Raw genomic sequence first — 14,740 nt, forward strand, 5'->3', positions numbered from 1 at the left:
TTAAAACTTAAAATTTCGCTTTTTGGATTTCAACAAACAACAAATTAAAAGTTCTCTATTTATTGGCTTAATCGCTTTGGCCAGTATCTTGACCATGTGCAAAACCGAAAAAAAGGAAGCCGAAGCAGCATTGGTTTCTGCCAATCAGTACTGTTATGTGCCCTCAGATTCACTTATTGGTAAGCAATTTTTAGATGTAAGTGCCTTGGCTGGAATCGGCAGCATCACAACCGACGAAAACAAGATGAACGATACATCAGGAATGGTGCTAATTAAAGGAGGCACTTTTGATATGGGAGGGGATGTTCCCATGAATTCAGAAGGAATGCCCTCCACTGCTTTGCCTCAGCCTGATGAATTTCCAAAACATAGCGTTCAGGTTTCTGATTTTTACATGGACGAGCATGAAGTAACCGTTCGCCAGTTTCTGGAATTTGTGGAAGCTACTGGTTACAAAACCATTGCTGAATACGATGTGGATTGGGAAGAACTGAAAAAGCAAGTGCCTCCAGGAACGCCAAAGCCAGATGAAGAAATGTTGAAGGCGGGAGCACTGGTGTTTCATTATGTGCCTAAAGGAACACCTAAGGATAATTTGGCCAATTGGTGGTCCTTTGAAACTGGAGTGAATTGGAAAAATCCTGATGGCAGCAATCCTGATTTGGATGCTATTTTGGACCTACCCGTAACCCAAGTGTCTTGGTACGATGCCATGGCCTATGCAAAATGGGCCAATAAAAGATTACCAACAGAAGCGGAATATGAATATGCCATGCGAGCTGGATCCAATAACACCATGTACCCTTGGGGCAATGAAATGGTGAACAATACAGACGAGCGAGGAAACTTTTTACAAGGTGATTTTCCTTATGAAAATACGGTGGAAGATGGATTTGAGTCCGTTGCTCCCGTAAAGTCATTCCCACCAAATGCATATGGTTTGTACGATATTTCAGGAAACGTTTGGGAATGGACATTGGATTGGTATGGAGCAGATTATTACGATGTTCTCAAAAGCCAAGGAGGTACAGCAATAAACCCTCAGGGACCAGATGAAACCAGAGAGGTGTATAATCAACAAGCCACAAACAAAGTGGTACGCGGAGGTTCCTTTTTATGTAACGATGATTGGTGTTCAGGATTCAGAAACTCAAGAAGAATGCGACTGAGCCCTGACTCTGGAATGCAACACGTTGGTTTTAGATTGGTCAGGGAAGTGTTGTAGGTGCTCATTTAAGTCTGGGTGATTTTAATGAAATAAATAAGCGTTTTAAACAAATAACTTTAAATCCCATTTAAAATGAGTTTTTTTAACCGTTCTACAAAAGCCATGGTGGTAGGAGGGCTCTTTTTAATTATTCCCCTACTGCTTATTTTGATTCTGCTTGGTAAAGCATGGGCAATACTTAACCCCATAGTAAGTGGATTTGTTGATTTTTTTGGGATTCATTCTATTTTCGGTACAGCTACCATAACGGTATTCACCATTCTTGTTTTTTTATTGATATGTTACCTCGGTGGCTTGTTGTTGAGGAAGGGTTTTATAAAGGATTGGGGGGAGAATATGCAAGATCAACTTTTTCTGGTATTGCCCAGCCTGCAAATGTTTAGGTATAAAATCATGGGGGATACTTCATCGCACAAAAACCTAAGCAACTGGAAGCCCATACTTCTAAAAGAAGAATCTTTTTATGATGTTGCCTTTATCACCAAAGAACATGAAAATGGCTTCTTGAGCATTTATATTCCTGATGCACCAAAAATGGATGCAGGGCAAGTCCGATTTATCCAAAGTACAGAATGCGAATTTGAGGAGATTTCAATGAAAGACGCCATGCAAGCTTTGAGCTCATTTGGAAAGCAAGCTCCATCCAAATTAAATTGATTACATCATTAAAACCATAAAACACACACCATGAAAAACATCAACCTCTTAAAAATCGCAAGAACTTTTGTTCTTTGCCTTGTTTTTTCAGCAGTAGCTCTAAACGTATCTGCACAAGACCAAGGTAGTGCCTCAAGTGCTGATGAATTGGCCAAAAAGCTTCAAAATCCTGTAGCAAGTCTAATCAGTGTGCCTTTTCAGGGTAATTTTGATTTCGGAATTGGGCCATCCGATGGTAGTCGATTCACACTAAATGTGCAACCCGTAATTCCAATGAGTCTAAATGAAGATTGGAATTTAATCGCCCGTGTAATATTGCCCATCACTTCGCAAAATGATGTCTTTGGTCCCAGCGGAAGACAAACGGGTTTGGCAGATGCCACGGTTAGTGCCTTCTTTTCTCCCAAAGAACCAACTTCTGGCGGCTTGATTTGGGGTGTTGGACCCGCTTTGTTGATTCCAACGGCAACCGATGATCTTTTGGGAACAGGAAAATTTGGTGTTGGTCCCACGGCGGTAGGATTAAAGCAAATTGGAGATGTTACCGTAGGTACTTTGATCAACCATATTTGGTCCATTGCAGGTGACGATGATAGGGCAGATGTGAATGCCACGTTTTTCCAACCTTTTATCGCCAAGAATTTCTCTGGGGGATATGCTTTGACCTTGAATACGGAAATAACCCAAAGTTGGGATGCTCATGCCACATCAGGAACCATAAACTTTGTAGGCTCCAAAGTGATTTCAATGGGGAGTCAACTAGCTCAAGTAGCTGTAGGTCCCAGAATTCCATATGGAAACGGAAATAGTTCTTCCTGGGGTTTTAGGGCTGTTTTTGTGCTTTTGTTTCCTAAATAAGAGGTTAATCAAATTCTAAATAGTACTCAAAAAACGGCAATACCTGCTGAGGTATACGTCCATCTTTGGTGTAAATATTGCTTGTATGGGTTCCGATATATTCCTCGGCCATATGATTAATCCCCAGATTTTCGAGTTTAATGCTGAACATTTTGCATTGTTGGGTAAAACGTTCACCAGCATTTCTGCCCCAATCCATTTTAATGGCCTTTAAACTTTTTAAGTTGTCGATGTATTTTTCTAGGTTGTAGAAAGTCATATGGTCTTGCCACTTTTTTAGTGTTTCTTGGTGAATGACCAATTCATCATTTTCATAACTAAATGGAAAATCACAATAAAATGGAGGGTTATTGGGGTTGGGGGACCAAGACCGCGCAAAGGCGACCATTACTTTTCCAAAATAAGTTTTTTCCAAAGCTTCATAAGTATTTATTCCCGATAATTCCTTGAAGGTTTCACTGTTCGGACCATATTCGCGAACAATGGCCAATGCCCCTGGACTTATGGCATACACGGTATTGAAAACATCTGGATGTTTCATCGCTATATTTAAGGCACCATAACCACCCATACTGTGCCCTGTTATACCTCTACTTTCTTTTTTGGCTAGCGTTCGGTAATTCTTGTCCATATATTTCACTAGGTCTTGCACCGTAAAATTTTCCCAATTTCCAAAAACACCTGAATTGGAATAAAAACTCCCATCATAAGTAGTTTTTTGGTTGGGAATGACCAAAATAAAAGGTCGAATACGTTTGGTCTCGATACCGAAATCCAAGATTTCTTTCATGTAATCCATGAGGGTATGGTCTCCAAAAAAACCATGAAGAAAATAGATCACAGGATATTTTTGGGACTCCTTGTCATAGTTGGGAGGAAGATACACTGCAACTTCCCGAGTGGGATTTTCACCAAAATTGTTCACCAAATTTTCCGAATAAATTGAGTCAATAACTACAGTTCCCTTTGTGTTTTGGGCATAGGTCAATTGTAAGGTAAAAATGACCAAGGTTAATTTTAGTAGTGCTTTCATTTAGTGTAGTTTAGTTGTTTATTTCGAGTGGCATTTCCAATAAAATGGAGGACAGGGATTTACCATGTTTGTCCAATCGCAATGATCGGGTAACACCACCTCTGAGTGCTTTTTGCATCACAAAATTCATAGCCCCTAAATTGGGAACTTCATATCGGATAACTTCACCTTGAACAGTTTCACCTAGAAATTTTTTTACTGCTTCTACGGTCACCAATTTTTCTAAAGTAGGATAATCCTTTTCGTTATAAGCAATAACAGAGATGTTGATGATATCACCTTTATCGCCAGTTCTTGAATGTGCTAGATCTTTAAGTTTCATAGGTTGCTTTTAAAGATTTCAACTTGGGGGATAACCTTGTTTTTATCCAATAAAATGGATTGGATGGCAATAATTTCCGTAACCGATTTGGATACTCCACCACCTGCCGCTGGTCCATTCGTATACAATGTTTCCACCTCATTGACCAGTCGTGTTGCTTCTTCCTTAGTGGCTGTTTTGGCCGCTACCCGTACTCGAACCTCGGCGGGATTTGTTTGCTCGCCATTCGATTTGAAAAGGCTATTAACCCCAATCAGGTCGAAAAGAATATCTTCAATTTCAATTTTATTGATTTTAATTCGCTCTTTAATGATTTCTATGGCCAGTTTACCTCGTTCAACGGCATAACTACCACCATAACTTATTTGGGCATCTGCCATAAAACCATCATGATAGCCTACAGATACTTTTAATTTTCCAGTCAATGATTGGCCACTGGCACCTAAAACTTCAATTTTATCCTTTTCCAATTCTTTTAGACTGATATTTGAAAAATCTGCCACCACATTTGGAGTCAAATAGGTTGTTGGATCGTGTACCTCATATAACAGCTGTTCTTTACAGGTTGCTTGGGTGACCATACCTCCCGCATCATCCAATTTGGTAATAAAAAATGAACCATCTTCATTTATTTCCGCAATAGGAAACCCAAGATTTCCTAAGTTGGGAACCTGTTTTAATGCGCCATCCGCAAAATACCCTCCACAAACCTGAGCTGCACATTCCATTAAATGGCCCAATGCGGTTCCTTTGCCTAAAAGTGGGTAGTCGTCCAACGTCCAACCAAATTCATGGATAATAGGCGCCAAAAATAGGGCAGGGTCGGCCACTCTTCCCGTTAAAATTATATCTGCACCTTCCTTTAAAGCGGTTAAAATTCCCTCTACACCTACATAGGCATTGGCGGAAATTATTTGTTCCTCGACAACTGCAATGGAATCTCCGCTTTCCAAAAAGGTTTGGGATTCAAAATCTAACATAGATTTTACATCATCACCAAAAACAGCTGCAATTTTTAGATTGGAAAGACCAAGATTTTGGGCAATCTCAACAGTTTTTTTTGCTGCAGCAATGGGATTGGCCGCCCCCATATTGCTAATCAACTTCACATTGTTTGAAACACAATCAGGTAAACAAGCTTTCATGCGTTCCTCCAATAAAGGGTCGTAGCCCAATGTTGAATTTTGCATTTTTTGCAATTGGGCCAAAGCAATGGTCCTTTCGGCCAAGCATTCAAAAACAATATAATCGAGATTACCTTTTTTAATGAGTTCCACAGCAGGGTCTATTCGATCACCCGAATAACCTGCTCCTGATCCTATGCGAATTTTATTTTTCATTTTAAATTGGAATCACACCCATGATCACTGAAATAGAGGTCATTACCAAAGTGGTCAAAAAAGCATATTTAAAAGTAAACTTTTGATGGTCCGCCAAATCAACTTTTGCCAAACCAATCAATAAAAAAGTAGCTGCGGTTAATGGACTTAGCGGAAATCCTGTAGTCATTTGCCCCAATATGGCCGCTTGTCCCATAGTTGCAGGTGCAATGCCAAATTCAGCCCCTGTTTGTGCCAAAATAGGCAAGAATCCAAAGTAAAACGAATTGGGATCAAACAAAAAGCTCAGGGGCATACTCAAAACTGCAAGAATGAGCGGTAATTTTTTTCCAGCTGTGGTTGGAATAACGTCTACTGCACTTTCTGCCATTTGCGCAATCATTCCTGATTCTTTCATAATGCCTGTAAAAACTCCTGCAGCCAATAAGATGGATGCCATTAAAATGGCAGCTCTCGAGTGATTAAAAATCAAATCTTTCTGCTTTTCCAAATTGGGGAAGTTCAACATCAACACCAAAACGGTTCCGATCATAAATACTAGGGCAGGGGGTACCAGGCCTGATATCAAAAAATAAAGGGCTATCAGGGTGATGCCCACATTCAGCCAAAAGAATTTAGATTTTGAAGTGTTAGTCGAATCGTCAGTTTCGACGGTTTTGTCGGCATAAGTTATATTAGAAATATTTAGCCGTTTTGATTCTTTTTTTCCAAGATGCCAAGCGATAAAAATCACAAATAGGAGACCAACAAGCTGTGGAATCATTACAGGGGAATAGATTTCCGTAACGCTCAGGTTGAGTGCTGAGGCCGCGCGGATGGTGGGACCACCCCAAGGCAGTAAATTCATGGTCCCTGCGGCCAAAGAAACTACACAGGCCATTACCCGTCTGTCCATTTGTAATTTTTCATATAGGGGCAAAATTGCAGGTATCACAATAAGAAATGTGGTAGCGCCAGAACCATCAAAATGAACTGTCATGGCCAATAAGGCCGTACCCACAGCAATTAGAGTAGGGTTGGTACCGACCCATTTTAAAATGGTATTTATAATTGGGTTGAACATGCCTGCATCGGTAAGTATACCAAAGAATAGAATGGCAAAAACAAACATGGCCACTACAGGCGCGATATCCTTAATGCCCTTAAGGGCAAAATCAAAAGTCTCCCATCCAAAACCTGCCAATAGGGCACCTACGACGGGAACCAAAATTAAGGCTCCCATGGCACTCATCTTTTTACTGAGAATGAGCACCAATAAAATTAAAATGATAAGTAAACTAGTTAGGAGCAATGTGGTTGGTTTTTGGTCGGGTTAAATTGGTTACTTAATGGTAAATATAACCCTTTGATATCTAGTCAATGCTGGGAACCCTGCATCGGTGCCTTCAACGATCACATGGTATTCCTCTCCTGATTTAGCACTATCTGGAATTTGAACTGTAGCAGAATCTGTTTTTAATTCAATTGTGGCAGTTCCATCTCCTGCTTCAGCATACGTCCAAACCTTAAAGTAAACGGGGTCTCCATCTACATCTGCACTTGATAAATTGAGTGTAACGGTTTCCCCAGCATTTACCTTGATAGTATTGCCCTCTTTTACAATGATTTTTGGAGGATGATTCGCTTCTTCAAAGGATTTTACACACCAATCGGCACGAGCGGCAAAATCGAGCTGCATGGGCTTGATCCATCGGGTTTGTGGATAGCTTTTATCCATTTCTCCCGTTTCTGGATTTAAATCCGAGGCCATTTCTCCATCCTCAAACCGAAAATTATTTTCCTTGGATTGTACAAATCTACCGCTCCAACCCCCTCGCGATGGATCTTCGTAATTGTCCAAACCAACATCCACTAGATGTAAAAATGCTGGGGAATCCCCTTCGGAAATAAAATCGTACTTGGAAAAACTGCCCCGTTCCGTATTTACAATTTTAGAAATGTCTCCTTCAAAATGGTTGGGATCTCCTTCCTGCTTTTGTCCATCTCCGTAGGAGTAATATTTTTCAAATAATGGCCCATGATTGGTAATGATGTTGGGCCCCATAAAACCGCCTTCCAAATAGGGTTGTTGACTTTTTGGAACCACTATTTTCCAAGGGTAGGCGAAACACCAAAATTGATTCGCATTATAAAAAACTCGGATCTCTGGCCAATTGGGGCCGATGTATTTTTTATAGGTGGCATCTTGATCCATTATGGTATAAATAATGGCCTTTTTGGATACTTTTTCTTTGATGGATTTCCAGTCTTTGCTATTGGAATAATCTTCTTCGATGGATTTTAAAGCACGGGCAATAGTGTTTGTGCCTCCCCAAGCTTGAAGAAAGATTTCTCGAGGGTCATCGTCCAATAGTTTTTCGGCAATCCATTCGGAACCATCCGTTCTTTGGTCCATTTCCCCCTCAAAATCTATATTGCCCACCTTCACCAATTCTAAAAGAGCCTCCGCCGAGGGATAATTTTTGTCGTGCAGTATTAAATTAGGATGAACTTTTTTGTATTCCGCCAATAATTCTTCCATCCAAGTAGTGCCTGGCCACCGCAATTCACTTCGTTCACCATACATATTGCGTGACATTTCCATTTCTGAAACCATGGTAGTTCCCTTGCCATCACCTTTCCAATGCCACATGGAGCTAGAATAGATCAGTCCTTCCGTATCAAATTCATTAGTGTACATTAAGAATCGGATAAAGGTATCTACATCATCTATTTCCCCATCGGTGGTCACAATCGTGCGTTTGTTGATTTGTTGCGCAAATCCTGCCGTAAATAGAAATAGGAGAGGAAGAATTAGGCTGATTTTTTTCATAGTTTGTTGTTGTGGTTTTAGGTGCTTTCTCTGGATGCTTCTATAAATAACTTTCTGATGGATGTTTCCAAGGCCCTCTATAATTTCGTTTTAAAAGTGCAGTTGCTTCGTTATCATCTACTATAATTTTTTGTTGTGGATGATATATTAATGGGCGCTCCAAATCCATGGCCAAGTTGGCCATTATGCAACTGGCAGTTGAAATATGACCTTGCTCCACATCAGCTACAGGCAATGTATCCTGGTCGATAGCAGCCAATAAATCCAGCATATGCCCTCTAGTAGCGGGGGCTGTATGCAATTCGATGTCTTTTTCCTTTAAATCTTCGGGGTATTTTTCCCGTTCGTAGACCACTTCTTTTTTAATGGTTTCGCCATCACCAACTGGGATAAATTCATATTGATAGACACTTCCCTTAAAGGTTCCCTTTTCCCCATAAATGAAAAACGCCCATGGATATTCTGGGTCGGGAGGAGTACCCCAACTGCGATGCTGCCAAATACAATTGAGTTCATCAAATTCAAAAACAGCATTTTGCGTGTCCGAAATATTGGCTATAGAGTCTTTTTGAACATAAATGCCGCCAGTGGAACTTATTTTTTTAGGCCAACCAAGGTCCAATATCCACCTAACGGCATCCAACATGTGTACGCACATATCGCCAACAATGCCATTTCCGTATTCTGTAAATGCTCGCCATCGTCTATGTGGCGAACCAACATACGGGCGAAGAGGTGCAGGTCCTGACCAGAAATCATAATCCAAATGATCAGGAATTTCTTGAACTGGAGGATTGGCATTCCAACGCATGTGGTAATAGCAGCACATTTCTACATGGGATATTTTCCCCAGCAGACCTGCATCTATGATGTTTTTCTTTCCTTCAATTAAATGGGGGGTACTTCTTCTTTGGGTGCCAATCTGGACTTTTTTACCTAGTTTTCGTGCTGTAGCCAATATGGACTCACCCTCCAAAACATCTAAACTAATAGGTTTTTGAAGATATAAATGGGCGCCAGATTCCATTGCTTCGATGGCTTGCAGTGCATGCCAATGGTCTGGTGAACCGATCAACACGATATCCAAATCCTTTTCGGACAGCATTTTACGGAAATCGCTATATAATCTTGGTTTTTTACCTGATTGCTGACGTTGTGCAACTAGATTGGCGGCATTTTCCAAATGGTTGCGGTCCACATCACAAAGTGAGACTACTTCTACATTGGCTACTTGAATCAGTTTGAAAAGGTCGCTGGTTCCGTACCATCCACAACCAATAAGTCCAACGCGCCATTTTTTTTGTGAGTAGACTAAATCCAAACCATAGGCGCCAAAGGAAGACAGGGCCAGTACGGCGGTGGAACTTTTTAAAAAGTTTCTACGGTTGATATAAAAACTGTCGGAAGCCATGGGCTACAGACTCCATTTATTACCTACTTCGTCCAAAGAAAGGCATCCGCGATATGCACCTGGAACAGGGTCGTAATTAAGCACATTTTCTCCAATTTCCTCGGAGGTAAAATAGCCCCAAAGTGCAGTCGATTTTAAGGAACGATAGAAGCCTACGGGTTCTGGATTGCCTACGGTAGTTCCCCAAACACCACTACCAAATTGACCTGAAGTTTCTTCTGCTTTTTGAAGTGCTTTTATTTGATCTGATTCCGATAGATTCACAAAATCAGCTCCAAAATCACTTTGACAATCGGTATTGAACTTAGCTATTTCGTTTCGAACATGGTTTTGACCCTCTTCATTGTACAATTGGGCGTAGACCTTGTCAATGAACATATCAACTTTAACATCCAAGGCTCCTGGAGTTTCGGTTCTTGGTAAAATCATATCCACCACTTTAGCAACAAAAACTGCTTCGTCCAAGGTTAAAAATTGAGGCGTCCAATCAATACGGGTCTCATTTTTGCAGGATTGTAAAAGGGATAATAATGATGGACCCACAACGGCTGCGGTGGCCATGCTTCCTGTAAATTTTAATGCTTTTCTACGGTCCATTAGATGTTCATTTTTTTAAGTTCTTCTACAGCATGATTTGCTGCTCTAGCCGTTATTGCCATATAGGTTAAAGATGGATTTACACAAGAGTTTGAGGTCATACACGCGCCATCGGTCACAAATACGTTTTTTGCCCCATGAACTTGGTTGGTACCATTCAAAACGGAAGTTTTTGGATCACGGCCCATTCGAGCTGTTCCCATTTCGTGCACGCCATATCCTGGTTCGTGTTTGTTGTCGAAACCTAAAACATTTTTAACTCCTGCTTTTTCCAACATTTCTACGGCATCTTCTTGAATTTGTTTGTTTTGAGCCAATTCGTTTTCCTTGTACTCACAATCGATGGTAAGGGTCGGTTGCCCCCATTTATCGGTTACCTCTTTGTTCAGGTAAACTTTGTTATCGTGATAAGGTAAACATTCAGCAAAACCAGTAATAAAGAATTCCCATGGGCCTGGTTTCATAATGCTGTCCTTGTAATCGCCGCCAAACTCTTGTCGGTTCGCCGCTTCACTATTGCCCATTCGATATGCACCACCTTGATAACCAAAGCCGCGTAAAAATTTATCGGATTTTGAGTTTTCGTCGATGTTCCAATAGCGAGGAATGTAAATTCCATTTGGTCTTCGTCCGCTGTAATATTTATCGTCAAATCCTTCTACTTTTCCGATGGCTCCAACACGATAGGTGTGGTCCATTAAGTTGTGGCCCAATTCACCGCTATCGTTACCCATTCCTTCGGGGAATCGGTTGGAAGTGGAATTTAACAGGATTTGTGTAGTGCTTAAAGTGGAAGCATTACAGAAAATAATTTTTGCTTTGTATTCGATATCTTCATTGGTCTCTGCATCAATAATGCGAACTCCAGAGGCTTTGCCAGTACTTTCATCATACATAATGGATTGTACAATGGAGTAGGGCCTAAAAGTTAGGTTTCCTGTGGCGTTTGCAGCTGGAAGTGTTACGGCATTACTACTAAAATAAGCACCGTAGGGACATCCTCTACTGCATCGGTTTCGGTATTGGCATTGACCTCTGCCATTCAATGGTTCGGTCAAATGTGCTACGCGACCAATGATCATATGTCTTCCTGGGAAATCTCGTTCTATACGTTTTTTGATGTCCTTTTCAACACAATTCAATTCCATCGGTGGGAGAAAATGGCTGTCTGGCAGTTGCGGCAAGCCCAATGCCTCACCACTAATCCCTGCGAATTTCTCTACATAAGTGTACCAAGGCTCTAGGTCTTTATAACGAATGGGCCAATCCACACCATGTCCGTCCTTAGCATTGGCTTCAAAATCCATTTCACTCCAACGATAGGTTTGCTTACCCCACAACAGGGAACGACCACCCATTTGATGGCCTCGAATCCAAAGAAATGGTTTTTCCTCAGTGTATGGATTTTCTTCATCGTTGGCAAAAAAAAGTTCGGTATCCTTACCAATAAAACCTGAACGAATTGCTTTGTAATGTTTTTTTTGTTCCTCAGGGGTCAATGCTCCGCGGAGCTCCATGTCCCAAGGGTCTAGATTGGCGGTTTTATAGTCTACTAAATGTTCCACCACAGGTCCTCGTTCCAAAACCAAGGTTTTTAATCCTTTCTCACAGAGTTCCTTGGCTGCCCATCCACCACTAATTCCAGAGCCAATTACAATGGCATCATAAGTGTGTTTTGGGTCGGCATCGATATTATAATTTGGCATTTTTGGTATAGGTTTAGGTATTAAAGTTTGCAAAATTTCAGCAACTTTAAGCTTTCGATTTGTGATTTTTTATTCTTTTTCCACTTTGCTCTCATCAAAACTGTACAGATAAGGTGCTTTATTGGCCGCTCCGGTGTAGAGTTTTTCGTGTCGTTTTAAGAAATCCAAGCTGAGCATTTTACGTTGGAATGTTGTTCTTCGGAATTCTTTGTTCAAAATGATCTCGTAGACCTTTTGTAATTCTTTCATGGTGAATTTTTTGGGCAAAAGATTGGTGCCAATTGGTTTTTTGCCCAAATCGTTTCGAATGGCTTCAATCGCTTTTTCAACAATTTCCTCATGATCGATCATTAGGGGGGGCAATTTGTCGATGGAATGCCAGGCAATGGAATCCGAAAATTTATCAGGTGTAGGCTTTACTTGATTGTAATCTATAAGTGCATAATAGCCCACTGTAATAAAACGGTCCAAGACCCAATGGTCTGAAGTTATAGGATATCCTTTACCTGCGGCAATCTTTTTAAAGGGATAGGCACTATCTCTATTTTTCTTGCCAAAAGTGTGAAATTGTTCCAGGTGAATTTTATCCAATCCTGTTCTTTCCCTTACACCACGTTTTACAGCATCGTATAAGTTTTCATCTCTTCTAATAAACCCTCCAGGGAGTGCAAATAGTCCGGAATTTTGGTATTCCAAGATTAAAATTTTCAGCTTATCCCCTGTAAAACCAAAGATTACAGTGTCGTATGCAATGTTGGTTATATGTTCTTTTTCTAAAGGTAACATGTTGTAAACATCGCAAAAAATACGGTAAAAAAATATAATAATAAAAAAAAGAAAGTATTATTGTATCAATTTGATACAATAACAAGTGCTAAAATGAGAATCTATTATTTGATTTTACTGGCTTTTTTGGCCACAACAGCAACGTATGCTCAAAATACGAATGCATTTCCAGTTCAAACAAAGGTGGAAAATGGCATTATTGAAGGAAATTACAATACCCATACCGGGATCCAAACTTATTTTGGAGTTCCATTCGCTAAACCTCCAGTTGGTGAACTTCGATGGAAAGCTCCGCAACCACTTGACGATTGGAGTGGGGTAAAAGAAACCAAGAAATTTGGACCAAGACCGATGCAAACAATGGTTTTTGGAGATATGAATTCCAGATCGGACGGAGTAAGTGAAGATTGTTTATATCTGAATGTTTGGACACCAGCTAAAACTGATACCAAAGATTTACCTGTACTTGTTTATTTCTACGGTGGGGGAAATGTGGCAGGTGATGCCTCCGAACCTCGATACGATGGTGAGAGTATGGCCAAAAAAGGGATGGTCGTGGTGACCACCAACTACAGGTTGAATATATTCGGCTATTTGGCCCATCCGGAACTTTCTGCTGAAGCATCTTATAAAGCTTCCGGTAATTATGGGGCGTTGGATCAAAACATGGCCTTGCAGTGGGTGCATAAAAACATTGCTGCTTTTGGAGGTGATCCCAAGAAGGTTACGATTGCAGGAGAGTCTGCCGGTTCTATTGGTACAAGTTTACAAATGGCTTCACCAATGTCCAAAGATTTGATTGCGGGTGCCATTGGTGAGAGTGGTGCGGCCATTAATCCGACCATGGCCCCTGTAAGTTTGCAGGAAGGTGAACAAATGGGAGTGGCATTTATGGAAAAAGCAGGTATTCCTTCCATTGCTGAATTGCGTAAAATGAGTACACGTGAAATTTATGAGGTGTACAATGCTTCTCAACGTTTTGGATTTCCTGTTGTAATGGATGGTTATTTTCTACCAAAATCGTTACCTGAAATATTTGAAGCCAAAGAGCAGGCTCAGGTTCCTTTATTATTAGGTTGGAATTCGGCAGAGATTCCAGCGATGGGATTAATGCAAGGTATGCCGTTGACGACCGAAAACTATGAAGCCAAAATCAAAGAGTTGTATCCCAAAGATTCGAAAGAGGTTTTGGAGCTTTATCCTTATGGTTCGGAAAAGGAGCTTTAATATTCTGCCACTGAATTGGCTTCCGATCGATTTATATCCTACAGTACTTGGAAATGGTTCGATTTACATAGAAAGAACAGCAGTCAACCAGTTTATAGGTATTTGTATTCCAAATTAAGACCACCATTAAAAGATGCCACTTTGGCTTCTGGATTGGCGGGAGGAACTGTGGAAAGGGGTGAGGATGCGCCTCAAATGCCTCCAGCGGTGGGAGCTCCGCATGCTTGTGAAATTGAATATGCTATGGGGAACCTTCATTTGGTACACGATTATGCATGGACCAAAGAGGACTACAAGGTTTCCAATACCATGCAGGAGTATTTTGCCAATTTTATCAAATACGGCAATCCAAATGGTGAAAATTTACCTGATTGGCCCAATGCAGAAGCCAAGGATAAAACCCCTCCTGTAATGGTGATCGATGTGGAAAGTAAATCGATTGAATCAGACAATGACGATCGTTATATTTTCCTGGATTCGCAGTATCTAAAAAATAAGTGATGTGTTTTTTTAACAATTCTAAGTGGAGTTGTTGCTTTTTTATAACAAAGAAATCAGTAATAGGAGAATAGTGCAATGTGGGTTAAACCCAAATAAACATTGGGCTTTTAAATTTCTGAATTATCAATTTGACATTTGAAAGGGTTCTAATTTAAATTTTGCAATATTTAATGTTAAAATATTGCTAATTGTAAAATTTTACCTATTATTGTTCCCGATTGAGACAATATGCACGGTCTCGGTCAATCCAAAATAACAAACT

The 14,740-nt window shown here is 40.5% G+C and carries 14 protein-coding genes; 5 read left to right on the plus strand and 9 right to left on the minus strand.

Translation table 11 applies throughout. The features are described from left to right. Positions 1-22: 22 nt before the first annotated feature. From BLQ18_RS14895 to BLQ18_RS14905, 3 genes are all read left to right on the plus strand, one after another. Positions 23-1,225, plus strand: coding sequence for a formylglycine-generating enzyme family protein (locus BLQ18_RS14895; RefSeq protein ID WP_217630570.1), 1,203 nt, complete (start codon positions 23-25; stop codon positions 1,223-1,225). 75 nt (positions 1,226-1,300) lie between these two features. Further along, positions 1,301-1,885, plus strand: coding sequence for a hypothetical protein (locus BLQ18_RS14900; protein ID WP_090298411.1), 585 nt, complete (start codon positions 1,301-1,303; stop codon positions 1,883-1,885). A gap of 30 nt (positions 1,886-1,915) precedes the next feature. Continuing rightward, positions 1,916-2,743: a hypothetical protein gene (locus BLQ18_RS14905; RefSeq protein WP_090298414.1), complete on the plus strand. Its 828-nt coding sequence runs from the start codon at positions 1,916-1,918 to the stop codon at positions 2,741-2,743. Between the two features lie 4 nt (positions 2,744-2,747). On the opposite strand, the gene BLQ18_RS14910 is transcribed toward BLQ18_RS14905, so the two are convergent. The 9 genes from BLQ18_RS14910 to BLQ18_RS14950 form a co-directional block, all read right to left on the minus strand. Then, positions 2,748-3,776, minus strand: a complete 1,029-nt coding sequence (locus tag BLQ18_RS14910) for an alpha/beta hydrolase (RefSeq protein WP_090298417.1) — start codon at positions 3,774-3,776, stop codon at positions 2,748-2,750. A 10-nt stretch (positions 3,777-3,786) separates the two neighbouring features. Then, positions 3,787-4,098: an AtuA-related protein gene (locus tag BLQ18_RS14915; RefSeq protein ID WP_090298420.1), complete on the minus strand. Its 312-nt coding sequence runs from the start codon at positions 4,096-4,098 to the stop codon at positions 3,787-3,789. Beyond that, positions 4,095-5,438 (minus strand): acyclic terpene utilization AtuA family protein, encoded by a 1,344-nt coding sequence (locus tag BLQ18_RS14920; RefSeq protein ID WP_090298423.1) that lies wholly within the window; start codon positions 5,436-5,438, stop codon positions 4,095-4,097. Before BLQ18_RS14920 ends, BLQ18_RS14915 begins: the two co-directional genes overlap by 4 nt. A 1-nt stretch (position 5,439) precedes the next feature. Beyond that, the gene (locus BLQ18_RS14925; protein WP_090298426.1) at positions 5,440-6,729 is read right to left on the minus strand and encodes a CitMHS family transporter; all 1,290 of its coding nucleotides are present in this window, start codon (positions 6,727-6,729) and stop codon (positions 5,440-5,442) included. Between the two features lie 30 nt (positions 6,730-6,759). Then, positions 6,760-8,250 (minus strand): DUF1593 domain-containing protein, encoded by a 1,491-nt coding sequence (locus BLQ18_RS14930; protein WP_090298430.1) that lies wholly within the window; start codon positions 8,248-8,250, stop codon positions 6,760-6,762. A 40-nt stretch (positions 8,251-8,290) separates the two neighbouring features. Beyond that, positions 8,291-9,661: a Gfo/Idh/MocA family protein gene (locus BLQ18_RS14935; protein WP_090298433.1), complete on the minus strand. Its 1,371-nt coding sequence runs from the start codon at positions 9,659-9,661 to the stop codon at positions 8,291-8,293. A 3-nt stretch (positions 9,662-9,664) separates the two neighbouring features. Beyond that, on the minus strand, positions 9,665-10,258 hold the full coding sequence (locus BLQ18_RS14940) for a gluconate 2-dehydrogenase subunit 3 family protein (RefSeq protein ID WP_090298438.1): 594 nt from the start codon (positions 10,256-10,258) through the stop codon (positions 9,665-9,667). After that, positions 10,258-11,964, minus strand: a complete 1,707-nt coding sequence (locus BLQ18_RS14945; RefSeq protein WP_090298440.1) for a GMC oxidoreductase — start codon at positions 11,962-11,964, stop codon at positions 10,258-10,260. Before BLQ18_RS14945 ends, BLQ18_RS14940 begins: the two co-directional genes overlap by 1 nt. A gap of 69 nt (positions 11,965-12,033) precedes the next feature. Continuing rightward, complete coding sequence (locus BLQ18_RS14950; protein WP_090298443.1) at positions 12,034-12,750, minus strand: NUDIX hydrolase; 717 nt, start codon at positions 12,748-12,750, stop codon at positions 12,034-12,036. Between the two features lie 93 nt (positions 12,751-12,843). Between BLQ18_RS14950 and BLQ18_RS14955 the strand changes: the two genes are divergently transcribed. Together BLQ18_RS14955 and BLQ18_RS17135 are read left to right on the plus strand one after the other, a co-directional pair. Beyond that, the gene (locus BLQ18_RS14955; protein ID WP_245668149.1) at positions 12,844-13,977 is read left to right on the plus strand and encodes a carboxylesterase/lipase family protein; all 1,134 of its coding nucleotides are present in this window, start codon (positions 12,844-12,846) and stop codon (positions 13,975-13,977) included. Between the two features lie 15 nt (positions 13,978-13,992). Then, complete coding sequence (locus BLQ18_RS17135) at positions 13,993-14,478, plus strand: carboxylesterase family protein (protein WP_245668150.1); 486 nt, start codon at positions 13,993-13,995, stop codon at positions 14,476-14,478. The last annotated feature ends 262 nt before the right edge of the window (positions 14,479-14,740 follow it).

Source organism: Flagellimonas zhangzhouensis, from assembly GCF_900102925.1.
Classification (GTDB): domain Bacteria; phylum Bacteroidota; class Bacteroidia; order Flavobacteriales; family Flavobacteriaceae; genus Flagellimonas; species Flagellimonas zhangzhouensis.

Excerpts from the sequence above, each read along its gene's own strand:
- BLQ18_RS14900 (WP_090298411.1), top strand. The coding sequence starts at position 1,301 with ATGAGTTTTTTTAACCGTTCTACAAAAGCCATGGTGGTAGGAGGGCTC.
- BLQ18_RS14905 (WP_090298414.1), top strand. The coding sequence starts at position 1,916 with ATGAAAAACATCAACCTCTTAAAAATCGCAAGAACTTTTGTTCTTTGC.
- BLQ18_RS14910 (WP_090298417.1), bottom strand. The coding sequence starts at position 3,776 with ATGAAAGCACTACTAAAATTAACCTTGGTCATTTTTACCTTACAATTG.
- BLQ18_RS14915 (WP_090298420.1), bottom strand. The coding sequence starts at position 4,098 with ATGAAACTTAAAGATCTAGCACATTCAAGAACTGGCGATAAAGGTGAT.
- BLQ18_RS14920 (WP_090298423.1), bottom strand. The coding sequence starts at position 5,438 with ATGAAAAATAAAATTCGCATAGGATCAGGAGCAGGTTATTCGGGTGAT.
- BLQ18_RS14930 (WP_090298430.1), bottom strand. The coding sequence starts at position 8,250 with ATGAAAAAAATCAGCCTAATTCTTCCTCTCCTATTTCTATTTACGGCA.
- BLQ18_RS14935 (WP_090298433.1), bottom strand. The coding sequence starts at position 9,661 with ATGGCTTCCGACAGTTTTTATATCAACCGTAGAAACTTTTTAAAAAGT.
- BLQ18_RS14940 (WP_090298438.1), bottom strand. The coding sequence starts at position 10,258 with ATGGACCGTAGAAAAGCATTAAAATTTACAGGAAGCATGGCCACCGCA.
- BLQ18_RS14945 (WP_090298440.1), bottom strand. The coding sequence starts at position 11,964 with ATGCCAAATTATAATATCGATGCCGACCCAAAACACACTTATGATGCC.
- BLQ18_RS14950 (WP_090298443.1), bottom strand. The coding sequence starts at position 12,750 with ATGTTACCTTTAGAAAAAGAACATATAACCAACATTGCATACGACACT.
- BLQ18_RS14955 (WP_245668149.1), top strand. The coding sequence starts at position 12,844 with ATGAGAATCTATTATTTGATTTTACTGGCTTTTTTGGCCACAACAGCA.